General features: G+C 50.1%; 26 protein-coding genes. 6 read left to right on the forward strand and 20 right to left on the reverse strand.

The window, feature by feature from the left end; all coding sequences use genetic code 11:
- Positions 1-25: 25 nt before the first annotated feature.
- From EOE67_RS01055 to trmJ, 10 genes are all read right to left on the reverse strand, one after another.
- Positions 26-1,147 (reverse strand): porin, encoded by a 1,122-nt coding sequence (locus EOE67_RS01055; RefSeq protein WP_240652663.1) that lies wholly within the window; start codon positions 1,145-1,147, stop codon positions 26-28.
- Between the two features lie 370 nt (positions 1,148-1,517).
- Positions 1,518-1,856 carry an ISC system 2Fe-2S type ferredoxin gene (gene fdx / locus EOE67_RS01060; protein WP_127697206.1) on the reverse strand — a complete coding sequence of 113 codons (339 nt, stop codon included), beginning with the start codon at positions 1,854-1,856 and terminating at the stop codon, positions 1,518-1,520.
- Position 1,857: 1 nt separating this feature from the next.
- Complete coding sequence (hscA, locus tag EOE67_RS01065) at positions 1,858-3,714, reverse strand: Fe-S protein assembly chaperone HscA (RefSeq protein WP_127697207.1); 1,857 nt, start codon at positions 3,712-3,714, stop codon at positions 1,858-1,860.
- Positions 3,715-3,722: 8 nt separating this feature from the next.
- Entirely contained in the window at positions 3,723-4,247 is a 525-nt protein-coding gene (hscB, locus tag EOE67_RS01070; protein WP_127697208.1) for a co-chaperone HscB, read from the reverse strand.
- A gap of 12 nt (positions 4,248-4,259) precedes the next feature.
- Positions 4,260-4,583 carry an iron-sulfur cluster assembly protein IscA gene (iscA, locus tag EOE67_RS01075; protein WP_127697209.1) on the reverse strand — a complete coding sequence of 108 codons (324 nt, stop codon included), beginning with the start codon at positions 4,581-4,583 and terminating at the stop codon, positions 4,260-4,262.
- 6 nt (positions 4,584-4,589) lie between these two features.
- The gene (iscU, locus tag EOE67_RS01080) at positions 4,590-4,973 is read right to left on the reverse strand and encodes a Fe-S cluster assembly scaffold IscU (RefSeq protein WP_068067517.1); all 384 of its coding nucleotides are present in this window, start codon (positions 4,971-4,973) and stop codon (positions 4,590-4,592) included.
- 95 nt (positions 4,974-5,068) lie between these two features.
- Positions 5,069-6,283, reverse strand: coding sequence for an IscS subfamily cysteine desulfurase (locus tag EOE67_RS01085; protein WP_127697210.1), 1,215 nt, complete (start codon positions 6,281-6,283; stop codon positions 5,069-5,071).
- Positions 6,284-6,302: 19 nt separating this feature from the next.
- A complete protein-coding gene (iscR, locus tag EOE67_RS01090; RefSeq protein WP_068067523.1) occupies positions 6,303-6,785 on the reverse strand; it encodes a Fe-S cluster assembly transcriptional regulator IscR in 483 nt (160 codons plus the stop codon).
- A 126-nt stretch (positions 6,786-6,911) separates the two neighbouring features.
- Positions 6,912-7,754 carry a serine O-acetyltransferase gene (gene cysE / locus EOE67_RS01095; protein ID WP_276317426.1) on the reverse strand — a complete coding sequence of 281 codons (843 nt, stop codon included), beginning with the start codon at positions 7,752-7,754 and terminating at the stop codon, positions 6,912-6,914.
- 4 nt (positions 7,755-7,758) lie between these two features.
- Entirely contained in the window at positions 7,759-8,496 is a 738-nt protein-coding gene (gene trmJ / locus EOE67_RS01100; protein ID WP_127697212.1) for a tRNA (cytosine(32)/uridine(32)-2'-O)-methyltransferase TrmJ, read from the reverse strand.
- 312 nt (positions 8,497-8,808) lie between these two features.
- Here trmJ and EOE67_RS01105 point away from each other — a divergent pair, with 312 nt between their 5' ends.
- From EOE67_RS01105 to EOE67_RS01115, 3 genes are all read left to right on the forward strand, one after another.
- Positions 8,809-9,636 carry a class I SAM-dependent methyltransferase gene (locus tag EOE67_RS01105; protein ID WP_127697213.1) on the forward strand — a complete coding sequence of 276 codons (828 nt, stop codon included), beginning with the start codon at positions 8,809-8,811 and terminating at the stop codon, positions 9,634-9,636.
- Positions 9,637-9,689: 53 nt separating this feature from the next.
- Positions 9,690-10,979 carry a phosphoribosylamine--glycine ligase gene (gene purD / locus EOE67_RS01110; RefSeq protein WP_127697214.1) on the forward strand — a complete coding sequence of 430 codons (1,290 nt, stop codon included), beginning with the start codon at positions 9,690-9,692 and terminating at the stop codon, positions 10,977-10,979.
- A gap of 147 nt (positions 10,980-11,126) precedes the next feature.
- A complete protein-coding gene (locus tag EOE67_RS01115; protein WP_127697215.1) occupies positions 11,127-12,917 on the forward strand; it encodes an ExeM/NucH family extracellular endonuclease in 1,791 nt (596 codons plus the stop codon).
- A 155-nt stretch (positions 12,918-13,072) separates the two neighbouring features.
- Here EOE67_RS01115 and EOE67_RS01120 read toward each other — a convergent pair whose 3' ends face one another.
- Positions 13,073-13,471, reverse strand: coding sequence for an MAPEG family protein (locus EOE67_RS01120; protein ID WP_127697216.1), 399 nt, complete (start codon positions 13,469-13,471; stop codon positions 13,073-13,075).
- Positions 13,468-14,415 (reverse strand): TolB family protein, encoded by a 948-nt coding sequence (locus EOE67_RS01125; protein WP_127697217.1) that lies wholly within the window; start codon positions 14,413-14,415, stop codon positions 13,468-13,470. The genes EOE67_RS01120 and EOE67_RS01125 overlap by 4 nt, the downstream gene beginning before the upstream one ends.
- 107 nt (positions 14,416-14,522) lie before the next feature.
- Between EOE67_RS01125 and EOE67_RS01130 the strand changes: the two genes are divergently transcribed.
- Positions 14,523-15,416 carry a phosphoribulokinase gene (locus EOE67_RS01130; RefSeq protein ID WP_068067545.1) on the forward strand — a complete coding sequence of 298 codons (894 nt, stop codon included), beginning with the start codon at positions 14,523-14,525 and terminating at the stop codon, positions 15,414-15,416.
- 91 nt (positions 15,417-15,507) lie between these two features.
- On the opposite strand, the gene tdh is transcribed toward EOE67_RS01130, so the two are convergent.
- The 3 genes from tdh to EOE67_RS01145 form a co-directional block, all read right to left on the reverse strand.
- Positions 15,508-16,533 carry an L-threonine 3-dehydrogenase gene (gene tdh, locus EOE67_RS01135; RefSeq protein ID WP_127697218.1) on the reverse strand — a complete coding sequence of 342 codons (1,026 nt, stop codon included), beginning with the start codon at positions 16,531-16,533 and terminating at the stop codon, positions 15,508-15,510.
- Between the two features lie 9 nt (positions 16,534-16,542).
- Positions 16,543-17,739: a glycine C-acetyltransferase gene (locus EOE67_RS01140; RefSeq protein WP_127697219.1), complete on the reverse strand. Its 1,197-nt coding sequence runs from the start codon at positions 17,737-17,739 to the stop codon at positions 16,543-16,545.
- 191 nt (positions 17,740-17,930) lie between these two features.
- Positions 17,931-18,593, reverse strand: a complete 663-nt coding sequence (locus EOE67_RS01145; protein ID WP_127697220.1) for a TetR/AcrR family transcriptional regulator — start codon at positions 18,591-18,593, stop codon at positions 17,931-17,933.
- 129 nt (positions 18,594-18,722) lie between these two features.
- Between EOE67_RS01145 and coaD the strand changes: the two genes are divergently transcribed.
- Both coaD and EOE67_RS01155 read left to right on the forward strand, forming a co-directional pair.
- A complete protein-coding gene (gene coaD, locus EOE67_RS01150) occupies positions 18,723-19,205 on the forward strand; it encodes a pantetheine-phosphate adenylyltransferase (RefSeq protein WP_127697221.1) in 483 nt (160 codons plus the stop codon).
- Positions 19,202-20,665, forward strand: a complete 1,464-nt coding sequence (locus EOE67_RS01155; protein WP_127697222.1) for a capsule assembly Wzi family protein — start codon at positions 19,202-19,204, stop codon at positions 20,663-20,665. Before coaD ends, EOE67_RS01155 begins: the two co-directional genes overlap by 4 nt.
- Positions 20,666-20,859: 194 nt before the next feature.
- Here the strand turns inward: EOE67_RS01155 and EOE67_RS01160 are convergent, their stop codons facing one another.
- From EOE67_RS01160 to nagK, 5 genes are all read right to left on the reverse strand, one after another.
- Positions 20,860-21,972, reverse strand: coding sequence for an acyltransferase family protein (locus EOE67_RS01160; RefSeq protein WP_127697223.1), 1,113 nt, complete (start codon positions 21,970-21,972; stop codon positions 20,860-20,862).
- An 88-nt stretch (positions 21,973-22,060) separates the two neighbouring features.
- The gene (locus EOE67_RS01165; RefSeq protein ID WP_206099389.1) at positions 22,061-23,380 is read right to left on the reverse strand and encodes a sugar MFS transporter; all 1,320 of its coding nucleotides are present in this window, start codon (positions 23,378-23,380) and stop codon (positions 22,061-22,063) included.
- Between the two features lie 88 nt (positions 23,381-23,468).
- Positions 23,469-24,590 (reverse strand): N-acetylglucosamine-6-phosphate deacetylase, encoded by a 1,122-nt coding sequence (gene nagA, locus EOE67_RS01170; protein ID WP_127697224.1) that lies wholly within the window; start codon positions 24,588-24,590, stop codon positions 23,469-23,471.
- 114 nt (positions 24,591-24,704) lie between these two features.
- Complete coding sequence (nagB-II, locus tag EOE67_RS01175; RefSeq protein WP_127697225.1) at positions 24,705-25,703, reverse strand: glucosamine-6-phosphate deaminase NagB-II; 999 nt, start codon at positions 25,701-25,703, stop codon at positions 24,705-24,707.
- A gap of 18 nt (positions 25,704-25,721) precedes the next feature.
- Entirely contained in the window at positions 25,722-26,645 is a 924-nt protein-coding gene (gene nagK, locus EOE67_RS01180) for an N-acetylglucosamine kinase (protein WP_127697226.1), read from the reverse strand.
- Positions 26,646-26,690: the final 45 nt, after the last annotated feature.

A 26,690-nucleotide genomic window follows, 5' to 3' on the forward strand; every position in this document is an offset into this window, starting at 1 on the left:
ATCCTTGAAGATTCGGGGTATAACCTTAGAAGACTAAGTCCACACCGATGGCAATCAGGCTGTCTTTTTGGTTGGTCATATTATTTTCGGACGACGTCAGTTCTACTTTAAACGCTGCGGCAGGATGGAAGTCATAGCGCATACCGACATTCCAGCTGGTATTTTCAAATTCCTGTCCCATCACAATCGAAGCAATAGGCAGCAATAACGGGAAGTTCGCCGGTAGCCCAGCGTAAATTTCTGGCTTGGCATCGTCTTCGTCTTTTTCGTATGAAATGTAAGGGGTCAGACTATCAAAGCGATGACCCAATGAAACATAATAAGAATCCTGATTGGCGTAGAAGGTATCTTTGACTTTGACATGGGTGTATTCCGCCACCATTAACCAGTCGTTGCGGTCATAGTTCATCCCCAAACCAAAAAAGCTGCCATCATCTTCATCAAAATCAATGGCCTTCACGATTGAGTTCAAACCTACCCCATTTAACGCATTAAACAGCGGGTTAAACACCGGCGCATCAACGGTGACAGCACCGACCAGATAGGCCACTCGCACCGACAACCAATCCTGACTCAGCTCCCAGCTGGCACCCATAATGTTGTTAATCTGCGCTGGCGCTTTGGTGCCTTGCAGCGTGACTTCACCATCATAAGCACCAAACACCAGCTGAATATTGGATTGCATATCGCGGATGGTGCCAGAGTGATACAACGACACACCTTCAATGGTATCAAAGCCTAAGTCATAAACACTTTGTGGTGTGCGCAACCAGTCGTAGGCGTACCCGACATCACGGAAATCCGAGTATTTGTAGAACGGAGTACGTAAACGGCCAGCATTTAAGCGCCAGGCGTCATCCAGTTGATAAGTTAAAAAAGCCCATTCAAATTCAGCATCAAAATCGTTATTGCCGCGGGCCATCAGTTGGGCAGTTACAGAAAGTTTTTCACCGAGATCAGATTGAAATTGCACCGCAAACAAACTTTCGTTTTTGAAATCAATTTCATCGGTATAACCGTAAAGCGAATCGCCACTGCCTGCTTTACCGGCCTTGATCGAGGCAAAACCATTAATGTTCACCTCGGCCTTTGCTGCTGTACTACACAAAGCTACAGCGACCATGGTCGCTAAAAACGTTTTTTTCATCAGAACATCTCCAGTCACTTAAGGCTTTACTCTCACTAGCGTAGCCAACGAGTTTAAAAAAACCAGCGAATTCAAAACTATAAATTTAGTTCCCGACTCGGCTGAAATATTTGGGGGCGGGACTTTATATTAACTTTCAGAGGTTTACAACAATTTGAGCGGATAAAAACAACAACGCCGAATAAATGCTCCCGACATTTTCAGCACGCCCGTTATCCATGGACATAGAAGCGGGCCTATACAAAAAAACCAGCCATGGCGGCTGGTTTTGGAATATCAAGAAAAACATCAAGTTAAAACAGGTACATCAAATATACCTGCAACTTATCAGCGGTTTTAACGAGAAAAACGACTGATATTGGTCACGCACTTAATGCCCTTCGCTGACCATATTGACAGTGTATTTTGGAATTTCCACCACCAGATCTTCATCAGCAATACGCGCCTGACAACCTAAACGTGATTCCGGCTCCAGACCCCAGGCTTTATCCAGCATGTCTTCTTCGAGCTCGTCACTTTCATTCAGGCTGCGAAAACCTTCCCGCACAATGATATGGCAAGTGGTACAGGCACAGGATTTTTCGCAGGCATGTTCAATCGAAATGCCATTACGCAGTGCAACATCCAGCACGGTTTCGCCTTTTTCGGCTTTGAGCGCAGCACCGTCCGGACAGAGCTCAGCATGGGGTAAAAAGATAATTTGTGGCATGTTACACCTCGTCGACTTTATGCCCTTGCAGGGCTTGCCGGATTGAATTGTCCATCCGGCGGGCGGCAAACTCGTCGGTGATATGATTGGTTTTATCAATAGCCGCTTTAATCGCAGCGGTATCGTCGCCCTGACTGACGACTTTAAGCGCTGATAACGCTTGTTCGATGTCCAGTAACTCGGCCGAACCCAGCAAATGCGCGTCGGCGGAAATAGCGGCACTGACTGCTTCCCACACCCGACTCGCTTCAACCTGCTGTTCACGCAGTAAACGTTGTTGCATGTCGTGCTTGGCATACTGCATCGAGCTTTGGATCATCGTGGCGACCTGGTCGTCCGATAAACCATAAGAAGGTTTCACCTGAATACTGGCTGTCACACCGCTCGACTTCTCTTGCGCTGTGACGCTGAGTAAACCATCGGCATCGACCTGGAATGTCACCCGGATATGCGCACCACCGGCAGCCATTGGCGGAATGTCAGTCAGATTAAACTTCGCCAGTGAGCGGCAATGATCAACCAACTCGCGCTCGCCTTGCAGCACATGCAATGACATCGCGGTCTGACCGTCTTTAAAGGTGGTAAATTCCTGCGCCCGCGCCACCGGAATAATGGTGTTGCGTGGAATAATTTTCTCAACCAAGCCGCCCATGGTTTCTAAACCAAGCGACAGTGGGATCACATCCAGCAATAAAGTGTCGGTGTCGGATTTATTGCCAACCAGCACATTGGCCTGGATGGCAGCGCCAATGGCGACCACTTTATCCGGATCAATTGAGGTTAACGGCTCAGCGGCAAAAAACTCGCCGACCGCCGTGCGCACTAAAGGCACTCGCGTCGAACCGCCGACCATCACCACTTTCGCCACTTCATCGGCGTTTAAACCGGCGTCACGTAAGGTTTGTTTACAGGCGCGGATAGTTTTACGCACCAACGGCTGAATTAAACTGTCGAATTGTTCGCGGCTTAAACTGAGCGCTAACGTGCCGTTGGCAGTTGGTAACTCAAATGCGTAGCTGTCGTGCGCAGAAAGTTGTTCTTTAATCTGCCGCGCCAATTGCAGATGCTGACGCAGGCTTTGATGTGATAATTGTGCTTCACCGCTTTGTTGCTGCAGCCATTGCACGACAGCGTGATCAAAATCATCACCACCGAGCGCCGAATCACCACCGGTGGCCAGTACTTCAAACACACCGCGCTTTAAACGCAAAATAGAAATATCAAAGGTGCCGCCACCTAAGTCATACACGGCAACCACACCTTCCTGACCGGAATCCAGGCCATAAGCCAGCGCAGCAGCGGTCGGCTCGTTCAATAACCGCAGCACATTTAAACCAGCCAGTTTAGCGGCATCTTTGGTGGCTTGACGCTGCGCATCATCAAAATATGCGGGTACCGTGATGACCACACCCATCAGCTCGCCACCTAAGGTTTGGCTCGCGGTATCGGCCAGCGTGGCCAGAATTTCGGCGGAAATTTCGACCGGGTTTTTCACGCCTTGGGCGGTATCAATCGCCACCAGACCTTGCTGATCCACCAATAAATACGGCAGTTGTTGCGCTTGCGCCACAGTTTCAGCATAACCACGGCCCATCAGGCGTTTCACCGAAAAAATACTGTTATGCGGATCGGCAATGGCCGCAGCAATAGCCGCTTTACCAACTACCACTTTATCTGCCAGGTACTGCACTACCGACGGCAACATGTCGTCACCGGCGGCGTTTTGCAAGGTCCGCGCCTCGCCACTGCGCACAGTAGCAACCAGCGAATTGGTGGTGCCGAGGTCAATACCTGCAGCGAGCTTATGTTGATGCGGCGCGGCGCTTTGGCCAGGTTCAGCGATTTGTAATAAAGCCATAGTGGGATTTAATCTTGTAGTTGCTGTTCGATTAACTCCAGCTCATGCTGCAGTTTAAAGAAAAATTTAAGTTTGCGGATTATATCAGCCGCTTGCAGATCCTGCTCGTGGTGATTGGCTTCCAGCGCTTGCGCCAGTAGCTTAAGCAGGACATTTTTCTGCTGTTGGATTTGTTGTTCAGCTTCGTCAATGAGTGCGTATGGATCAGAAGAATGCAGAATATCGCCCAGCAATTCGCGCAGTTCCATTTGTTGCATCAGAAAGCCGGTATCGGTGAAGCTACGCTGTTCATGGCTGATTTTCACGCCACGCAGCGCCAGTAAATGCTCGGCTCGAAGCAAAGGCTGTTTCAGGCTGTGATAAGCGTCATTGATATTGGCAGCTTGTTGCACCGCGAGTAATCGATCACGCTCGGAACCCGCGGCAAAGTTGTCCGGATGAAAATTCCGTTGCAGTTCTAAATAGCGGGTACCAAGCTCAGTCAGATCAAGATCAAACTGCGCCGGCACCTGAAACAGCTGGAAATAATTCATCGAACCGCCAAATCAGACCGTAAAACTTTCGCCGCAACCACATTCGCCATTGACGTTCGGGTTATTAAATTGAAACCCTTCGTTCAGGCCTTCTTTGACAAAATCCAGCTGAGTGCCGTCGATATAGACCAGGCTTTTGCCATCGACAATCAATTTCAGATCGTCATGGTCAAACACCTGATCGTCGTCGTTCAGTTCGTCGACAAACTCCAGCACATAAGCAAGGCCAGAGCAGCCGGTGGTTTTCACGCCAACCCGCAAACCTAAACCTTTGCCGCGGTTGGTCAGAAAGCTGCGAACCCGATCGGCAGCAGCTGCAGTCATCGAAATCGCCATAACTACTTAGCTCCCGTGACGAGATTTATAGTCAGCAATCGCCGCTTTAATGGCATCTTCCGCCAGAATTGAGCAGTGAATTTTCACCGGTGGTAACGCCAGTTCCTGCGCGATATCGGTGTTTTTAATCAATGCTGCTTCGTCCAGGCTTTTGCCTTTGACCCATTCAGTCACTAAGGAGCTGGAAGCGATCGCACTGCCACAGCCGTAAGTCTTGAACTTGGCATCTTCGATAATGCCGTCAGCACTGACTTTGATTTGCAGTTTCATCACATCGCCGCACGCCGGAGCGCCAACCATGCCGGTAGCAACAGTCGGGTCATCTTTGGCAAAAGCGCCAACGTTACGTGGATTTTCGTAGTGATCTATTACTTTTTCGCTATAAGCCATGATTTGTTACCTCGTTCAACTGCACTACTCCCTTATACCCGTCATCTTTGAAGATGCAGGTATAAGTAGAGCGCCAAAGGGTGGTCGATTAAAAATTAATGCGCCACCCAGGCTACTGTATTTAAATCCACACCATCTTTGTACATGTCCCACAGCGGCGACATGGCTCGAAGCTTATCAATGGCTTCGTGCACAATTTTAATGGTGTGATCAATCTGTTGTTCGGTAGTGAAACGACCGATGCTGAAACGAATGGAGCTATGCGCTAATTCGTCAGTCAGACCTAAAGCCCGCAATACGTAAGAAGGTTCTAAACTGGCTGAAGTACAAGCGGAGCCAGACGACACGGCGATATCTTTCAGCGCCATAATCAACGACTCACCTTCGACATAGTTAAAGCTGATATTGGTAATACCTGGGACCCGATGGGTGGCATCACCATTTAAAAACACTTGTTCGATGTCCTGAATGCCATCCCACAACCGCTGACGCAAGGTGGCAAAACGGGCATTTTCAGCCGCCATTTCCAGTTTAGCAATCCGGAATGCTTCGCCCATCGCGACGATTTGATGCGTAGGTAAAGTACCTGAACGCATGCCACGTTCATGGCCGCCACCGTGGGTTTGGGCTTCTAACCGGATCCGTGGTTTACGACGCACATACAAGGCACCGATGCCTTTAGGGCCATAAATTTTATGCGCAGAAAACGACATTAAATCGACTTTTAACGCTTGTAAGTCGATCTCAACTTTGCCTGCGGCCTGGGCTGAATCGACATGGAACACCGTACCGTTGGCACGGCATAACTCGCCAATCGCCGCGATATCCTGAATCACACCGATTTCGTTGTTGACGAACATCACGCTCACGACAGTGGTATCCGGACGCATGGCGGCTTTGAGTTTATCTAAATCTAATAAACCGCTGGCTTCAACTTCTAAATAGGTCACTTCAAAACCTTCGCGCTCTAAGGCACGCATGGTGTCTAAAGTGGCTTTATGTTCGGTTTTGCAGGTAATTAAGTGTTTACCCTTTTTGTGGTAAAACTGCGCGGCGCCTTTGATGGCTAAGTTGTTGGATTCAGTCGCGCCTGAAGTAAAAACGATTTCGCGTGGATCGGCATTGATGAGGTCAGCAATCTGACTGCGGGCAATTTCCACCGCTTCTTCAGCTTGCCAGCCGAAACGGTGTGAGCGTGATGCCGGGTTACCAAAGTCACCATCCATCGTCAGGAATTGCATCATTTTTTCGGCCACACGCGGGTCAACCGGGGTGGTAGCGGCGTAATCTAAATAAATCGGTAACTTCATGCTCTGCTCCGTCTGCAGCCTACAGCTGGCAGCTGACTTCAATTTCAGTTTCAGGGTTCTTTAATTTGCGGTTGTCCTGCCGCTTGGCCACGCTTTGAATTTCATTCTGGCTGACCAATTCACCCAAAGTGATCTGGGTTAAAAAATCTTCAATCCGGGTACTCAAGTCGCTCCACAGGGTGTGGGTCAGGCATTTGGCGCCGCCCTGACAATCCGATTTCCCCTGACAGCGGGTTGCATCAACAGATTCGTCCACTGCACTGATCACTTCGGATACCGAAATTTCAGCGGCTGGACGACCCAACTGATAACCACCACCAGGTCCGCGGACACTGCTGACTAAACCATGTTTACGTAACCGGGCAAATAATTGTTCAAGATAAGATAAGGAAATTTCCTGTCGCGCCGAAATGTCGGCCAGTGGCACCGGCCCGGCGTTGGTATGTAAAGCAACATCCAACATGGCTGTCACGGCATACCGTCCCTTTGATGTTAACCGCATCTGATCTCCACTTCACTTCGACCACAGAATGGCGCAAATTGTACATTCCTGACTGATTTAGTCAAGTATTAAAGCCGAGTAAAACACTCAGGTATTATTTACAATGACTCTTCAATCGCGTCGTGGTCAAATGGTCGGATCAAACTCTTCATGGGCTTTTTTGCGTTGTTCCGCTGCTTCGCGCTCAGCTGCTAAAAAAGCTTCATCAATGATATTCATTGTCGGCACCGCATCACAGACATTGCCGCCAAGCTGGTTCACACTCTGGCATAACTCAGCCACTTTATTATCGAGGCAATGGATGTGATCCAGCATCCGGCCGATGGCATTGGCGACCGGATCCGGGTTATCGCTGGCGACGGCATAAGCATCAAAGCCAAATTTTTTCGCGAGGTTCTGCCGTTCTTCACTGACATGCGAATCTTGTTTGGCGACTATTCTTCCGGGGATCCCCACCACAGTAGCGCCAGGTGGCACGTCTTTCACCACCACCGCATTCGAGCCAATCCGCGCATTTTCGCCGACATACAATGGACCTAATACTTTGGCGCCGGCGCCGATGACCACATTGTTGCCCAAAGTCGGATGGCGTTTGCCCGGATTCCAGCTGGTGCCGCCTAAAGTCACGCCATGGTACAACGTGACGTCATCGCCGATTTCAGCAGTTTCGCCAATCACCACGCCCATGCCATGGTCGATAAAAAACCGGCGGCCAATTTTGGCGCCTGGGTGAATTTCGACCCCGGTTAACCAGCGGGCGATGGTACTTAAAAAACGTGCCAGCCATTTCCAGCCCGCGCGCCACAAGCGGTGATTCATCCGGTGCCACCAGATGGCGTGCAATCCCGGATAGTTAGTCAACACTTCAAAAGCACTACGCGCCGCCGGATCGCGGTCAAATACACTACGAATATCTTCTTTAATGCCAGCAAACATACAATGTCCTTGTGCCCAAAAGGCCTGCGCCACTAGATTACTCGGTTGGATTGTCCAGCTTATGCTTACGCTGCATCGAGGTTAAAATGCCACGTAAGATATTTAATTCAGCATCTTCCGGCCGCGCCCGGGTAAACAACCGCTTTAATTTGGTCATCACGACACCTGGATGTTGTTTGATGATAAAACCGGTGTCGTTGAGAGTTTGTTCTAAATGCTGATAAAAACGCTCCATCTGTTCGGAGCTTGGGTATATCGTGTCGTCAGCGGCAACGGTCTGCGGTTTGGCCGCTAACGCAGCGACCCGCACTTCGTACGTGACAATTTGCACCGCCATCGCCAGATTCAAAGAACTGTATTCGGGATTCGCAGGAATGCAGACGTGGAAATTACACAGTTGCAGCTCTTCATTACTTAAACCACTACTTTCGCGGCCGAATACCAGCGCCACCGGTTTTTGCTGAGCTTCAATCACCGCCTTTTCACCACATTCGCGCGGCTCCAGCATCGGCCAGGATAAAGTGCGGGAACGGGCACTGGCGCCAACAATCAGGCCACAATCACTAATTGCGTCTTCCAGTTTTTCCACAACTTTAGCATTGGCCAGTACTTCGCTGGCGCCTGCTGATAGTGCATATGCCTGACCATCTGGCAGCTCTTTGGGCGACACCAGCCATAACTGGCTTAAACCCATGGTTTTCATCGCCCGGGCTACCGAACCAATATTGCCGGTGTGCGTGGTACCAACCAATACAATACGGATTTGATCTAACATGATGTAGGCGCTCCGGAGCTGCATCGCGCGACAAATGCATAGTTTTTGACATAGCTTTTTAAAAAAGTGCGGCATTTTAGCATAAGCAAATGCCAACTGTGCAGCAAAATCAGCAGTCTGGACTGCTATAACAATGCAAATCCCACGACTATACCGCTTGGCCGGCGATTCGACGCATTTCACAATCTATTTTTGGTGGCTGGTCGTACCTAAGGCGGCAAATATCAGTTTACGACTGCAAAGCGCAGTCAGGTTTGCTAAACTAGCGCCGCTCTGTTTCAGAGCCTCTTTTCAACAATAAGGATTAAACGCATGAAAGCTTTGACCCCGTTCGTTGTACTCTCCACGTTATTATTCTCTGCAGCACCGGCCGTCGCCGCCACTGCCAACGAAGCCGCCATTCAGGCAGCAGTTAATCATCCGGTGCGTAGCGCCGCCAACAAAGCCCGTGACGTGCATCGTCATCCGGTTGAAACTTTAAGTTTTTTTGAAGTCACCCCAAAAAGCACTGTTGTTGAAGTGTCTCCAGGCGGTGGCTGGTATACCGAAATTCTGGCGCCGTTATTAAAAGCCGAAGGCAAATATTACGCCGCCCATCAACCGGCTGATTCAACATCTGAATATGCCAAAAAATCATTGGCCGCTTATCAGGCTAAATTAGCTGCTGATCCGGTATTTAGCAGTGTGACCGTCACTGGTTTTGCCGCCGACAAAGCATATGAAATTGCCCCTGCCGGTTCTGCCGATGTAGTGGTGACTTTCCGTAACCTGCACAACTGGTATATGCAAAAAGGCGAAGAAAGCCTGCTGACCGCCTATAAAAGCTTTTACGCCGCGCTGAAACCAGGTGGCGTGTTAGGTGTAGTTGAACACCGTCTGCCAGAAGCCAAAGCAGCTGGCGATTGGACCAAATCTGGTTATATGCCACAAAGCCTGGCGGTGAAAGTCGCGTTGCAAGCCGGTTTTGTGCTGGAAGGCACCAGCGAAGTGAACGCCAATCCAAAAGATACCGCTGATCACCCGGAAGGTGTTTGGACGTTACCGCCAGTGTTGGCGTTAAAAGAAAAAGACAAAGCTAAATATCAGGCGATTGGCGAAAGCGACCGGATGACGTTGAAATTCCGTAAGCCTAAAGCTTAATCATTTGATGCTGCGTAATTCGTAAACTTAAAGCTTAATAAGTGGATCCTTCAATGAAAGTTCTTGTGATAGGCGGCGGTGGCCGCGAACACGCTCTGGCGTGGAAAGCTGCACAATCGCCAAACGTCAGCCAGGTGTTCGTGGCGCCGGGTAATGCCGGTACTGCGCTGGAATCCAATCTGCAAAACGTCGCAATTGCTGCTGACGATGTGCCGGCGCTGTTAGCGTTTGCGCAGCAAGAGCAGATTGCGCTGACCATTGTTGGCCCGGAAGCGCCATTAGCACGTGGCGTGGTGGATAGTTTCCGCGCTCAGGGCTTGGCGATTTTTGGCCCGACTAAAGCAGCAGCACAGCTGGAAAGTTCCAAAGCTTTTGCCAAAGACTTCCTGGCCCGCCACCAGATCCCAACCGCCAGTTACGGTACTTTCAGCGATGTATCTGATGCTAAAGCTTATGTCGCCGAACAAGGCACACCAATCGTGATCAAGGCCGATGGTTTAGCGGCAGGTAAAGGCGTGATTATCGCCCAGACCGAAGCTGAAGCTTTTGCGGCGATTGAAGATATGTTGTCCGGCAACAAGTTTGGCGATGCCGGCAGCCGCGTGGTGATTGAAGAGTTTTTAGTCGGCGAAGAAGCGTCTTTTATTGTGATGGTCGATGGCAAAAACGCTTTGGCTTTTGCTTCTAGTCAGGATCATAAAGCACGCGACGACGCCGACAAAGGCCCGAACACCGGTGGTATGGGCGCATATTCGCCAGCCCCGGTGGTAACACCAGCGGTGCATGATTGGGTGATGTCACAGGTGATTTATCCAACAGTGAATGGCATGGCAGCTGAAGGTACTGTTTATACTGGCTTTTTGTACGCCGGTTTAATGGTAGCGCCAAACGGCACCTGCAAAGTACTGGAATTTAACTGCCGTTTTGGCGATCCGGAAACCCAACCGATTATGCTGCGCTTGCAGTCTGATTTGGTGGAACTGTGCCAAAACGCCGTTGATGGCAAGCTTGATCAAACCCAGATCCAGTTCGACAGCCGCGCTGCTGTGGGTGTGGTGTTGGCAGCAGGTGGCTACCCGGATGATTATCGCAAAGGTGATGTCATTTCAGGTCTGCCACAAGCGGATAACCTGGAAGCTAAAGTGTTTCATGCCGGTACCAAACTTGACGATGGCAAAGTGCTGACCGCCGGTGGCCGGGTGCTTTGTGCCACGGCTTTAGGCGCGAATGTCACTGCAGCGCAACAAGCGGCCTATCAGCTGGTTGACCAAATTCACTGGGACGGTGTGTTTAGCCGTCGGGATATTGGGTATCGGGCTATTGCGCGCGAGCAACAAGCCTAAACAAACTGATAACGACTGGCCGGATCCAAAGTTCGGCCAGCTTATTTCTAAGCTGTTCTGCCCCGCCCCACTTGCCAAAAACCTGAACTTGATTAAGCTGGTTCGCATATTCGCTATTCACTCTTCTGTTCCTGTCAGGAAATTCCGATGCAAACACTCAAATTCCACTGCCTGGTTTTACCTTTTGCTGTCAGTTTATTGTCATGGCAAGTTGCTGCCAGTTGCACCACCGATTTTACCCCAGTGTCACAAATTCAGGGCGATGGCACCCAAAGCCCGCTTACCGGCAAAACCCTGACCACCCAGGGTGTAGTGCTCGGCACGATTTATCCGGGCAGCAAACAACCGTCATTACTGATCCAAAGCCTGAAGGCTGATAGCAATCCAACGACTGCTGAAGCTTTAATGATTGCCGACAGTCAGTTAGCTGCGCTGTATCAACCAGGTCAGTTGCTGCAACTCACTGGCACCGTGCGCGAACTTGGTAAAATGACCGCGCTCACTAACATAACCGCCAGCGCAATTTGTGCCGAACAACAGCCTTTGCCAAAACTGCAACTGCAGCTGCCGGTCAAACAACTCACCGACTGGGAAGCGTTAGAGGGTCAATATCTGGTGTTTCCGCAAACGCTGGTCGTCAACGACAGTTATCCGTTGGCGCGTTACGGTGAAATTCTGTTGGCTGATCGGCGGTTGATGGTCGCCACTGAAGTCACAAAACCGGGCGCAGAAGCGCAGGCTTTTGAAAAACAACAACAGCTGCATGAAATTTGGTTGGATGACCACAGCATCAGGCAAAATCCAGAGCCGATCCCGTTCCCAACCGGTGGTTTATCGGCTGAGAAATCAGTGCGGGTTGGCGATGAAGTACGTGGCATTGAAGGCTTTTTAGTGCAAACCAAAGCCGGTTATCGTTTGTTGCCAACCAAAGCACCGGAGTTTAATAGCGCCAATCCACGGAGCAACACGCCAACAGCCAAACCTGAGGGAGCACTGCGGGTTGCCAGTTTTAACGTGCTGAACTTTTTCACCGGCGCCGGGCAAACGCCACAATTTCCGACCAAACGTGGCGCCAGCAATGCCGACGAACTGGTACGCCAGCAAGGCAAAATGATCGCAGCGTTAAGTGCGATGGATGCGGATATTATTGGTTTACTGGAAGTTGAGAACAACGGCTATGCCGCTGATGGCGCTTTAGCCACCATAGTGCGGCTGCTGAATGAAAAGCTCGGCAGCACGAAATTTGCTTTTGTGGAGACTGCTGAAAAACCGGGTACTGACCAAATTAAAGTGGCACTGATTTACCGTATCGCCAGCGTCAAACCTGTCGGGCAACCGGCCATTAATTTAACCGGGCCTTTTGTGCGCGGCAGCCGTGCGCCACTGGCACAAAGTTTTGTGCATCAGGGTTCGAGCACTGAGTTGTTGGTGAGCGTTAATCACTTTAAATCTAAAGGCAGTTGCCCGAAATTACCTGGCGCGGACAACGATAACAACGATGGTCAGTCGTGCTGGAATGCGGCACGGGTTATCGCCGCCAAAACGCTGGCCAGCTGGTTAGCCACGCAACCAACCGGACAAAAAACGACCCATCAGCTGGTGATTGGTGATTTAAATGCCTATCGGCTAGAAGATCCGGTCACCACGCTGGAACAAGCGGGTTGGCAGCATTTGCCTGGTGCCGAGCCAAAAACTGCGGCAGCGCATTGGTCTTATGTCTACAAAGGCCGCTCGGGCAGTTTGGATCACGCGTTAGCGACAAAAACTCTGGCGGAAAAACTGGTGCAGTTTGAACATTGGCATATCAACGCCGATGAACCGGCGGTGCTGGATTACAATACCGAGCACAAGTCAAAAGCACAGCAGAAAAACTTATATGCACCAACACCGTTCCGGTCTTCAGATCACGATCCGCTGGTGATGGATTTTAAGTTTTAAGGCTGAGCAAGTTATGCGGCGTACTAGCCTTTGGCTGAGTACGCCCTACAATTTTTACATTTTAAAACAATGTGTTAAACGTATTAAGCCCTGTAGAGCGGACTCGGCCGAAGGCTAGTCCGCCAATAACACAGCATCAAACATAGTTTGATGACTCAACCACTCACCGTCAACACAGCCCGCACCATCATTGTCACCAAACAACCAACACCGATACTCCAAACCATCGAACGCAATAACGCTTTATCCATTAAATACAATAAGATGTACCCAACACGGCACGACACAAACCCCCAGGCCAAACCCTGCATCACGCCATCATAGTTGCCGGCAATCACACAGCTGAGTAACGCCGCCAGAAACAGCTGCAAGGCCTCAAAGCTATTGTAATGGGCTCCAGTAGCACGTTGGCCCAGCCCTTCCAATTTCGCTTGTTGCGCCCGTGGATGGTGATTGTCATATCCACCCAACTGATGCATGGCTTTAGCGACCGGAATTTTTGCCAGATAGGGCAACAACGCAACTACTAATAACGCCAGTAATAACGCGCTCATGGTTTCACCGCTGCAGGCTGACAGACAAAGGCCAGCTGTTTTTGATCAATACTGAAACTAAAACGGCTGATACTGCCGTCACAGTGCTCGCTTAAATCCAGCCAGCGCTGCCAACGTTTGTCACCGGGCTGCCAGCTGTGAAGTTTCTGTCCGGCTGACGCGATGAGTAAATCCCGGTTCCACCAGCGAAAATCCTGCGCAGTTTCCGGCAATAACACCAGCTGCGCGCTCTGCTGCATGTTCTGGGTTTCATACATTTTGAGCGCTAGCCGCTCGCCTTTACGTTCACTGAAATAGCCTTCGTTGGTGCCAGGACGCCAGGCCAAACCACGACCGATATTGCGCGCCAAGGTGGTGAGATCGCCGTTGCTGTTACGATAGGCTATTTGATGATCTGCTTCATCTTTGCCCAGAATAAACAGCAATACATCATCGGCCGGTCCCCAGGCGTGATAACCCACGCCAACCACTTCGGGCAACATCACTGCTGGCTCGCCGGTCACTGGTAACCGCCATAACCGTTGTTTGCCATCCGCTTCCACCACCACCGCCGACAATGCTTGATCGGCTGGCAGCACCGTTGGCGAATATTCGCTTAATGCTGTGTTTTGAAACAAATCGAGGGTGCCGGTTTTAATATCGTAGCGGGCAATGTCCATCTGACTTTTCTCACCACTGCCCTGCTGCGAGGTGAAGTACAACTGAGTACCGGTCAGATTAAAGGCCGGTTGATTGTGGTAACCGACATTGGCATTTACTTTTTTGACGTTGGCGATTTTGCCATCCAGCAAATCGGCCAGATACACATCATAAGTTGGGATTGCGGTTGGCGCTGGTGTCGGAACAGCCGCCGGAACAGCTGCAGTCGTAGCGGTCTGGGCGCAAGCGTTACTGCACAAAGCGGCAACGAAAATAAATACAGAACAATGAGTTAAAGCTGACATCTGACGTCCTATCCAATGAGCCGGTGGCGACACCACCGAAAAGCGGTTGCGGAACTTTCACTTTATCCTTTATGGTAGGTTCAGGGCAATTATAGATAAGAGCAAAAATGTCAGATAAAAATCCAATTATTGCCGTGACCGGTTCCAGTGGTGCGGGCACCAGCACCACCACCAATTCTTTTTCGCATATTTTCAGAAGCTTAGGCATTGATGCCGCTTTGGTCGAAGGCGATTGTTTTCACCGTTTCAGCCGTCCGGAAATGGATGTCGCGGTGCGAAAAGCCAAAGAACAAGGCAAGTACATCAGCTATTTTGGCGCTGAGGCCAACGACTTTGGCGCACTGGAAAATTGCTTTGCCCATTATGCCGAACATGGCATTTCCAAAGTCCGACGTTATTTGCATACCTTTGATGAAGCCGTACCCTATAACCAACTGCCGGGCACTTTTACGCCATGGCAGGATTTGCGGCCTGATACCGATTTATTGTTTTATGAAGGCCTGCACGGTGGCGTGGTCACCGAAGACAATAATGTGGCGCAGCATGTTGATTTGCTGATCGGCATGGTGCCGATCGTGAACTTAGAGTGGATCCAGAAAATCATCCGCGACACGTCAGAGCGTGGCCATTCGCGCGAAGCGGTACAAGCCAGCATCGTGCGCAGCATGGACGATTACATTAACCACATTACGCCGCAGTTTTCCCGTACCCATATCAATTTCCAGCGCGTGCCAACAGTGGATACGTCGAACCCATTCAGTGCTAAGGATATTCCATCCCTGGATGAAAGTTTTGTGGTGATCCGCTTTCGTGGCATCAAACACGTCGATTTCCCCTATTACCTGCAAATGATCAACGGCTCTTTTATGTCGCGGGTCAATACGTTGGTAGTCCCGGGAGGCAAGATGGGGTTGGCGATGGAGCTGATTTTAACACCGCTGATTGAAGAATTAATGCTAAAACGCCGTCAGGCGCGTGGGCAGATTAACTGGCTGGAATAACGTTTTTCGGGCTGAAAATGTCGGTCAGGATTTAAAAAGTTCGCTTTGCAACACGCAAAGCGAACCTTTAAGGTACTGCAAAGCTTTTTGGTTAAGCCCAGTTCAGAATGACTTTCCCAGACTGTCCAGAACACATAATCTCAAAACCCTGCTGGAAATCGGCCATTGGCATTTCGTGGGTGATGATTGGGGTTAAATCTAAACCGGACTGAATTAAACTGGCCATTTTATACCAGGTTTCAAACATCTCGCGGCCATAAATGCCTTTGATAATCAAACCTTTAAAAATGACTTTATTCCAGTCCACCGCCATATCTGAAGGTGGAATACCGAGCATGGCAATTTTGCCGCCATGGTTCATGGTATCGAGCATTAAGCGGAATGCTGAAGGCACACCCGACATTTCCAGACCGACATCAAAACCTTCGGTCATGCCAAGCTCAGCCATCACTGTTTTTAAATCTTCTTTACTGACATCAACTGTGCGGGTGGCACCCATTTTTTTCGCCAGTTCCAGTCGGAACGGGTTCACATCGGTGATCACCACATGCCGGGCACCAACATGACGCGCCACTGCAGCCGCCATAATACCGATCGGGCCAGCGCCGCTGATCAGTACATCTTCGCCAACCAAATCAAACGACAGCGCCGTGTGTACCGCATTACCGAACGGGTCAAAAATAGCAGCGATGCTGTCCGGAATATTGTCCGGAATTTTAAATACGTTAAAGGCCGGGATCACCAGATATTCAGCAAAACTGCCCTGCCGATTGACACCAACACCAATGGTATTACGGCATAAATGCACCCGGCCTGCGCGGCAGTTACGACAATGGCCACAGACTAAATGGCCTTCGCCGGACACCCGGTCGCCGATCACAAAACCACGCACTTCCGACCCCATGCCGACCACTTCGCCAACATATTCATGGCCAACCACCATACCGTGCGGAATAGTGTTTTGCGCCCATTCGTCCCATTTAAAAATATGGACGTCGGTGCCACAAATGGCAGTTTTGCGGATTTTAATCAGCACATCGTTCGGGCCAACTTCCGGCATCGGCACTTCAGTTTGCCAAATACCCGGTTCTGCTTTTAATTTCGCTAATGCTTTCATGCTGTTACCTCAGGCGATGACGCCCATATCTTTACCGATCCGAATAAAAGCGTCGATGGCTTTATCCAGCTGTGCTTTGCTGTGTGCAGCAGAAATCTGGGTGCGGATACGCGCCTGACCTTTTGGCACCACTGGGAACGAGAAACCAACCACATAAATGCCTTGCTCCAGCATGCGACGGGCGAACTCTGACGCCACTTTGGCATCGCCCAACATCACCGGAATAATGGCGTGATCTTTACCCGCCAGGGTAAAACCGGCAGCCGACATTTTTTCGCGGAAATAGGCGGCGTTATCCCACAGCTTAGCGCGTAGATCATCACCTTGCGCCAGCATTTCCAGCACTTTAATCGACGCCGTGACAATCGAAGGTGCCAGACTGTTCGAAAACAAATACGGGCGTGAACGCTGACGCAGCCATTCAATCACTTCTTTTTTACCTGAAGTATAACCACCAGAGGCACCGCCTAATGCTTTACCAAGGGTGCCGGTAATGATGTCAACGCGTTCTAATACATCGCAATATTCGTGAGTACCGCGGCCTTTTTTACCTACAAAACCAACGGCATGGCTGTCATCAACCATCACCAGTGCGTTGTATTTGTCGGCGAGATCGCACACTGATTTTAAGTCTGCAATCACCCCATCCATTGAAAACACGCCATCGGTAGCAATCAATTTATAACGAGCGCCGTCGGCATCCGCTTGTTGTAACTGTGCTTCTAACTCGGCCATGTTGTTGTTGGCGTAGCGGTAGCGTTTGGCTTTACACAAGCGTACGCCATCGATGATTGAAGCATGATTCAGCGCATCAGAAATCACCGCATCTTCAGCACCTAAAATGGTTTCAAACAAACCACCGTTGGCGTCAAAACAGCTGGAATACAGAATGGTATCTTCGGTGCCTAAAAATTCACTGATTTTTGCTTCGAGTTGTTTGTGAATGTCCTGAGTACCGCAGATAAACCGCACCGAGGCGACGCCAAAACCATGGCTGTCGAGACCTTGTTGCGCGGCTTGAATTAACTCGTTGGAATTAGCCAAACCTAAGTAGTTGTTCGCACAGAAGTTTAAAACTTGCTGACCAGCAACGGTCACGTCTGAAAATTGTTGTGAAGTGATAATACGCTCGGCTTTGTATAAACCTTCGTTTTTCACGTCATCGATTTGTTGTTGGATATGACTAAGGAAAGAGGTGGTACGCATAAAGCCCTCCTGTAGGGGGTTAAGGCTATACCCGTCATCCTTGAAGATGCGGGGTAAATTAGATAAAAACGCGGCCATTGTAATAGTGAAAGCAGTTGAAAGCAGCGCTTTTTTTCGTCTTTACGGCAGATTACCAAGATGGTCAGAGCAGCACCGGCGCGAATGGTCGTGACGGTGCGGTCTGAAATTTGTCAGTTCAGCATCATTTGACCGGCAAGGTGCTGATAATGCTGCTGCAGTTTCTGAATGCGCGGCATCGCCTGGTCGGTGGCATAAGGTTTAAATAACAACAACACCTTTAACACGCCCTGATAAGCTTGTTGTTGATCAATAGCGGCATGTGGCGCCTGGGTTTTTAAATAACTGATCCAAAACGTCACCACCAGTTTGATGGTATGGGCAAAAGTCGGAATATCCTGCTCATCAATCGCAATCACTTCTGCCTGTTTTAACGCCTGCAGTACCGAAATCACTTTGTTCAGCACGCCCTTTTGCACCAGCAGATAATCCTGTTGTAAAGCTTGATCGCGCGCCAGAATATCCGGCAGATTGGCGTAGAAAAAATGAAAACGCCACATCAGTTCAAACACCACATCTAAGTATTGCGCCAACGCATCCAAGGCTTCTGAAGCACGGCTGGGCGGCTGAATTCGATTATCCAGCAGCTTGGCGTACTCTTTGAAAATATGCCGGACTATGTCTTCTTTATTACGAAAGTGGTAATACAAATTACCGGGGCTGATGCCAAGATGGGCTGCAATATGATTGGTGGTGATCTGCCGTTCGCCCTGCTGATTAAACAGTTCAATACTGGCCTGCAGAATTTTGTCTTTGGTGCGTAGCTTCTTGTCCATAACCGGCATGGGCTTATTTTTTTATGAATTATTTTGATATAGTAACGCCAAACCGATGAAAAACTCTAGAGCACAGTTAGCCGACCTCCGGCCCGGTGCTTTTTTCGCCACAGGGATAACGACAACCATATGAAAAACAAGGCGATTTACCCAGGAACTTTCGACCCACTGACCAATGGCCACGCCGATTTAGTGGTGCGCGCCGCCCGTATTTTTGATGAAGTGATTCTGGCTGTAGCCTCAAACCCCAGTAAACAACCATTATTCAGTCTGGCCGAGCGGGTGTCTTTGGCCGAACAGGCGTTTGTCGATTACCCCAATGTGCGGGTGCTTGGTTTTTCTGGTTTATTGGCGCAATTTGCCAAAGATCAAAACGCGCAAATTTTATTGCGGGGCGTGCGGGCGGTGGCGGACTTTGAGTACGAGTTTCAGCTAGCCAGCATGAACCGGCAACTGAACCCGGATTTAGATAGTTTATTTATGACGCCATCGGAGAAAAATACTTTTATTTCCTCGACTTTAGTCAAAGAAGTGGCCAAACATGGCGGCGATGTGTCGCGTTTTGTGCCTGCCCATGTTGAAACTGCCTTGAAGTTAAAATTAACCCCATGAAAAAACTTGCTGCACTCTGCCTGCTGTCGCTTGCGCCAACCGCTTTTGCCACGCCTTGGCTGGATACTTCCGATAATTATCTGCGCCAGTCTCTGCAAACCTTGGCACAAGCTGGTTTGCTGACCGGCCCCATCAATACTTACCCTATTATGTGGAAAAACATCGCCATTGATTTGAATAAAATTGATGTCAATCAGGTGGAACCACAGCTGCGTTTTGCGGTGCTGCATTTGAAGTCGGCACTGGATACCAATCGCGCCACCCACAGCCGAGGTGTTAAATTAAGCTATAACTCGCACGACACCCATGTGCAGAGTTTTGGCGAGCAGTATTTTGAAAAGGCGGCGATCACCCTCTTTAATGAAGTTCAGGGAGACAACTGGGCCGGACGCTTGCAACTGACTTACCGTGATGAATTTGCCACAGCAACACCTATCACTGGCGTTACCGCAGAAAGCCAGAAATTGGTCGCTGACGGTAGTTACGTGGCCGGAATTTGGGGCAACTGGGTGTTGGCTTTGGATCAAGATTCTGTCTGGTGGGGGCCGGGTCAACAAAGCAGTTTGTTGTTAAGCAACAACGCAAGACCCATTGCTGCAGTGCGATTAAGCCGTCACAGCTGGCAAGCAGATACGCGGCCATGGCTGCAATGGTTAGGCCCATGGAATATCACCACTTTTGTCGGCCAGGACGCCGAAATGGAAAAGCTATTTTCCAGTGATGAGCCTAATAACACCAAATACTGGGGCGGTCGCGCCACCATTCGGCCCTGGCCTGCAGTGGAACTTGGCCTCAGCCGTGTGATCCAATGGGGCGGCACCGGGCGCAGTAATTCCTTTACCACCTTATGGGATTTAGTCAGTTACGACAAAACCGATGAAATTCCGGCCGATCAACGTGCCGCTTTGGATTTAAGTTATCACCTGCAGGCTTTTGGCTGGCCACTGACCGCTTACGCCGAAATAGCCGATGACGACAACCAATCCGGTCTGCCCGACAAAGCACTGTCTTTATTTGGCGTGCGCAGTTATTGGGGCGAGCAAAACGCCATTCATACCCTGAACCTGGAATATTCCGACACTTTCCTCGATTGTGAAAACAGCCTGCAGCGCGGCAATTGCGCCTATCAGGGTGAAGTGTTTCCACAAGGTTATCGTCGGTTTGAGCGGGTGATCGGCAGTGGTTATGGCGCGGATGCCAGAGTACTCAGTGCCGGTTATCAGTATCAGACGTTGGGCGGCATCAGCTGGTCCGGGCATCTGTATCGTGCTGCTTTTTATGATGAAAAGCTACCGGGGCAACTGGCATCTGACGCAGTATGGCAGCTAAAAATGGAACATCGCCGGCCGATGATGAAAGGCTTATTAAGCATTCAGCTGCGGTTAGCGGAAAAATCTGACTTCAGGCCAGAGTTTGACCAAAGCTTTAGTGTGGCGGGCAGCTGGGAATACCGGTATTGATTGCCAGATCAACATGGGTACTAGGATACTGCTCTTATCTCACAAAGCGAGCGTCAGCTGGATATACCCAAAATCATTGAAGTTGCAGGTAGGCGACAAGTGAGCGAGACCCCAGGAGCATAGTTGTCCTATGTGACTGGGGCGAGTGAGCGAAGGCAACAACCCTGCGGCTTCAAGGATGCCGGGTATAAAAGTTATAGCTTAATAAAAATCTTCTTCCGATACAGCACCAGCGACACCAGCCAGAATAACAGTACGTGCAACAGCGCAAACACCAACGACGCTAACTTTTCCGGCAATACAGTTGCCAGCAAATCAAACCCGAACTGATACACTGACAGCGCCTGCCCTGCTTGTTGCCAGACCAGGAATTCGCTAATGATCACCGCCCAAATCCAGGACAACATATAAATAAACAATGGGTTAGAACCATAAATCCGTAGTGGTTCCGCCACAGCGCGCCAGCCTTTGATGTCGACCAGCCACACCATCAGTGCCAATAACCACACCAGCAAACCACCACTGAGCGCGACATAACTGCCGGTCCACAAGGCTTTGTTAATCGGGCAATAATAACTGCTGCCAAGCGCTAACAATACCAGCACGGCGCCGACCGCCAATAACCAGCGCAAGCCTTGTTGCTGATTGCGATCAGTAAGTCCTGCCGCGACCCAATAGCCGAGCAACACATTCACCACCGCCGGCAGGCAACTTAAAATGCCTTCCGGATCAAACGCGATGCCAAAACCCTGATACAAATGGGCGGCGCCAAAGACAGCTAAATCGAGTTGCCGGACAATATTGCCTTCCAGGCTGTATGGATCGGCACCCAGTTGCAGCAACAGCCAATAACCAACGAGCAACGCCGCTGCGACTAAGGGTAATTTCAGCTGCAGCGCACCCGCTGCGTTATTGCCGCGTCTGAGCATCAAAATCAGCAACGCTGCCGCGGCATAACACACCGCAATCCGCTGTAATACGCCCATCACCCGCAGGGTGGCAAACTCCTGCCCCCAGAACCAATTAAGGAACACACCGCATAAAAACATCAGCGCACTACGTTTGAAAATTTTAAGCACCGTCGCCCGGTCGAGACTGGCGTGTTTAAAGGCGTAAAACATCGCGGCGCCCACCACAAATAAAAACCCCGGAAACACAATGTCAGCGAAGGTAAAACCATGCCAGGGTGCATGTAACAACGGGCTATACACATGCGACCAGGAACCCGGTGTATTGACCAGGATCATCAGCGCAATGGCTAAACCACGCAGCGCATCAAGCGCGACAAAACGAACAGGTTGTTGCATCAGAAACTCCGGAAATTTGCAGTCAGCCAAAGCGAAAACGCCAGTGCGGACACACTGGCGTTGATAGAGACATCAGTTAAAAAATCTTTTACCACTGACGGATTTTATGACCTTTAAAGGCATAAAACAGGATAAATGCATAACAAGGCAACATCACCCAATAAGCCAGTTGTGAGTCACCTGAACTATGGGCGAAATAACCATAGACCAAGGGTAATAATGCGCCACCGGCAATGCCCATGATCAACAAGGCAGAAGCGGTTGCGGTGAATTTACCTAGACCTTCCAGCGCCAAAGGCCAAACTGCAGGCCACACCAACGCATTGGCAAAACCTAACAAAGCTAAAAATACAATGGTATCCGGCACTGTTGGTACACCTAACCAACCGAATAAAACTGCAGAAAGCTGATGACTTTCTGCCGAACCAAACATCACGCCTAAGGTAAACAGCATGCCAAAAATGGCCGAGCCCTGCAGCGCCTGTGATTGTGATAAGTACTTTGGAATGCAGCTCACACCAACCAGATAACCCAGCACCATAAAGGCCATCGTATAAGAGGTCAGTGCGCCAAAATTCGCCACATTTAGGTTCTGACCATACAAACCAATGGTATCGCCGGCAATCACTTCAACCCCAACATAAACAAATAAGGCGACAACGCCGAGCACCAGTTGCGGGAAATGCAGTACCGAAGTTTGGCTCTGAGTCCCTGCGGCAACAGTGTCATTTTCCAGCTCTGGTTCAGGTAACGGCGAAAACTTCACAAAGGCCATCAGCACCACCAGTGCAATGGTCATATACACGTACGGCACCACCAGACGATTGGATAATTCAGCGATCCGACCGGCTTTTTCTGTATCGCTTAATGCGGCCAGTGCTGCCGGGGTGAATTGATCCATACCAGTCAGGATCACCGCCGTAAAGACTAACGGCACCACAAAACCGGCACCTTTATTCACCAGCCCCATAATACTGATGCGAAAGGCAGCACTTTCCCGTGGTCCAATACAGACAATATAAGGGTTCGAAGCGGTTTGCAGAATGGTCAGGCCGGTGCCTAAAGTGAACAAAGCGATTAAAAACAAGCCGTAATAACTGGTTTGCGCCGCCGGAATAAATAACACCGCACCAACCGCCATAATGCCTAGTCCGGCCACCATGCCATTTTTGTAACCGATCCGGTTCAGCAGCATCGACATCGGTAGCGCCATCACCACATAAGCGATATAAAACGCAAAAGTCACCAATAGTGCCTGGAACTCGTTCAGTTCACAGACAATTTTTAAGAATGGGATCAACGACCCATTAAGCCAGGTGACGAAGCCGAACACAAAAAACAAAGTGCCGATGATGACCATCGGCAGCAAGGTATTTTTACCCTGCTCTTTTTGAATTACCATTTCCATTTCAACCTCTGTTGCTTGAGTTGTTGTTATTGTTATCTGGTGCTCGTTGTCGGCGCCAGTATTTTGTCTTGCAAAAAATATTCGAAATCTACAACTGTAATTCGCCACCAATCCAACATTGTTGGGTCACTCCGGCGTCATCCAGCAACACCAAATCAGCACGATAGCCCGGCGCAATCCGGCCCATGGTGCTCGCTTGGCCAATAAATTCAGCCGGATATAAACTTGCCATTCGCAGCGCTTCGCCCTGCTCAACACCAAGTTCAGTTACCGCATATTGCACCGCGCCCGCCATATCCAATACCGAACCGGCCAGCTGGCCACTTTCGGCGGTTAACTTATTGCCGCTGCGTGTGACTTTGCCATCAAAAAATGCAAATTCAGTATCGGTGGTACCTACCGGTGACATCGCATCCGTCACGATGATTAACTTACCACGTGGTTTGGAGGCCAGCGCCAGTTTGGCCGCGGTTGGATGGACATGGTGACCGTCGAAAATAATGCCACACCAGGTGTCAGGATCCGCCAGCGCCACCCCAACCATACCGGGCTCGCGTGACGTCAGCGGCGACATGGCGTTATATAAATGGGTAAAACCAGTAGCGCCTGCGGCAATTGCGGCTTCCACCACGGCACCTTCAGCATTGGAATGGCCAAGGCAAACAATCACATTCAGTGCCACCAACTGCGAAATTTGCGCCGGGGAGATATTTTCCGGCGCTACAGTCACCATTTTTACGCCAAGATCAGTACGGGCATAAATTGCCAGTTCCTGCTCCGACAAAGGCCGGATATGCGCCACCGGATGTACGCCTTTTTTTGGCACCGATAAATGCGGGCCTTCAAAATGCACACCGAGCACGCCAGGCAATTTGCTAGCGATGGCGCTGGCGATGACATCAGCGGTTTGTTGCATCACAGCGACTGAGTCGGTGATCACTGTTGGTAACAATGCAGTACTGCCAAAACCGGCGTGCGCTTTGACCATAGTGCGCAAAGTTTGTAAGGTCGGTGCGGTATTAAATAAAGCGCCACCGCCACCGTTGACCTGCACATCGATAAAGCCCGGCACCAGCGTCAGATTTTGCACTTCGTTGACGTTGGCGGCTGTGACCGAGTGAATCAAACCATTGCTGAAACTGACCCGCACATTGTGTTGCCAGTTTTCACCATCAAATAACTTCGCGACCGCAATCTGTTCTGTACTCACGCTATTTCCTGTTAGTTCTGCTGTTTTGGGCTTGCGAATGAATCAATCACTTCAAAAGCATTCGAAAGACAAAATACACTCTTCATAAATATTTGAAAAGCCATTCCACCAACATCAAACCGTTTTCGTCACCTTGTTTAACCCCGGTGGTGCATCCGGATTCACACCACGACTCCGTGCTACCGCCTCTACATCCAGATAGAATCGTTGTAACACTAATAAAGGTAACACTCGCGGATGCGTCACTAAAGCACCGTGATCTAAATGTACCAGACTGGCACCCCGGCTTTGTACTTCATTAATTTGTGCTTTGTGTGCGGCATAAGCTTCGTCGTGCACTGTCACATCAATAATGGCGAATTGATCTTTGACCAGTGTTACCGGGCCATGCAAAAACTCGGCGCTGGAAAAAGCTTCGGCATGAATGCCACAGACTTCCTTTAGTTTTAGCGCAATTTCGCGGGCGATGGCATAACCAGGACCACGACCCAGCACCACACCATGCTTCACATTCGCCACACCTTCAGGTGTCAGCTGCGCCGGTAACGCTTGTGCCTGTAACAGCAGTTCTGGCAACGCATTCACAGCACTTAATAATTCTGGCTGCTCTGACCAAACAGCAACCAACTGCAATAAGGCGCTTAAAGTGGCGAGATAGCTTTTTGTCGCCGCCACCGCTTTTTCCGGGCCGACAAATAACGGCACCACAAAATCAGCTTGTTCCGCTAAAGGCGACGTTGTGTCGTTCACTAAAGCCACCACCATCGCGCCGGCCGCTTTGGCCATTGCCACTTGCGCCAGAATATCCGGGCTACGACCGGATTGTGAAATCACCAGCACCAAGGCGTCCGCAAGTTGCAGTTGTTTGTTGTAAACGCTGGCTATCGATGGCGCCGAGTGCACGACCGGTAAACCAATTTCAATTTCAATCAGATACTTGGCAAATACACCGGCGTGATCAGAAGATCCACGGCCGACCATATACACAAACTTTGGTGCACGTTGGTTGATCTGGCTGACAATAGCGGCGATGGTGCTGCTGTTAGCAGCGAGCTGCTCGCGAATACGGGCCGGGGCTTCAGCGGCTTCTTGCGCCATAATAGTCGGGGTCATTTGCTGTTACTCACTTCTTCAGTTAACGATTGCCGTTTTGGCGGAATTTAATAAAGCTTGTTGCTGACGGGCATACCAGATAGCACCAAATTCCGGTGCTGCCAGCGCTGGCGTGATCTGCTGCTGCACGGCGGCATCAAGATATGGCACTACTTTATAAGCCAGACCACCAATCATCGAAAATCGAGGTGGCTTTAGTTCAAACAGTTTCAGCGCGATTTGATTAATAAAAGCAGCGCCTTGTTGTACCACTTTCAACGCCGTCGCATCACCTTGCTCGGCAGCAGTAAACACCAGTGGCGCATAACGGGCATACACAGTCGGGGTTGCGTGCATAAAATGGCTGACGATATCGAGTGTCGCGCTGGTACCGATGGCTTCAGCCAGTAAATCGCTGAGTAAAGTGGGCGCAATCAGCTGATCTTTGCTGAGCAGAACCTGATGCACCAGTTGCATGCCAAACCAGGCACCGCTGCCATTATCGCCATATGGGAAACCGTGGCCGCCGATATCCAGCAACTTGCCTTTGACATCCGCCAGACCACAGGAACCGGTGCCGGCGATAATCACCGCACCATCAGCGCCATCATGCGCGCCGATACAAGCAATGTGTAAATCACTGGTTAGATGAAATGCGGCAAATGGATGTTGCCATTCGGAAAATAACTTGAAGTACTGTGGCATATTGACGCCGGCCAGACCCGCGCCGACGATCAGTCGCGACATGTCGTTAAACGTCATGCCTGCGGCAGTTAAGGCTTGTTGAGTGGCGGTTAAAATGGAATCAGTTGCCACTTTCATCCCGCGCAAAGGATTCGCAGGCCCACCCAGACCTTCGCCTAATAGTTGATTGTCAGCAGTGACCAACACCACGCGACACTTACTGCCACCACCGTCAATGCCAAGATATAAAGGCCCCTGTTGCCCTGAACTGTTACTCATCCACCAACCTCTTTGCATCACTGCTGCTCTTGCCAGTACGCTGTG

This window comes from Rheinheimera riviphila (genome assembly GCF_004005945.1).
GTDB classification, from domain to species: domain Bacteria; phylum Pseudomonadota; class Gammaproteobacteria; order Enterobacterales; family Alteromonadaceae; genus Pararheinheimera; species Pararheinheimera riviphila.